Here is a 289-nt window from a genome sequence, read left to right on the forward strand (position 1 = left end):
CTCCGGTAAATACGGATTGATATGCCTGACCGTGTACATCGTTGACCTCACTGTAGCCTGGAATGTTCGGTGTTTCATAAATATTCTGGCGTGCTTCCAGGAAACCGGCCAGTTCCGGCATATCGTTGATGCTGGGATCGTCAAGAGTCTCTGTACGGGTTGAAAGACGGCCCGTCATAACGGAAAATTCAAGGGCTCTTTCCTTCTCAAGCATAAATTTAATAAATTCTGCGGATTCCTTCTCATGCTTACCAGGTGTAATGAAGTATCCATAACCGCCCGGTGTACT

General features: G+C 46.7%; 1 protein-coding gene. It reads right to left on the reverse strand.

The genetic code is table 11. The features are described from left to right. The coding region (locus tag NE473_RS32060) for a hypothetical protein (protein WP_502802875.1) at window positions 1-289 on the reverse strand (289 nt) is incomplete at both ends.

Source organism: Hungatella sp. SL.1.14 (genome assembly GCF_024460495.1).
Taxonomy (GTDB): Bacteria; Bacillota; Clostridia; order Lachnospirales; family Lachnospiraceae; genus Hungatella; species Hungatella hathewayi.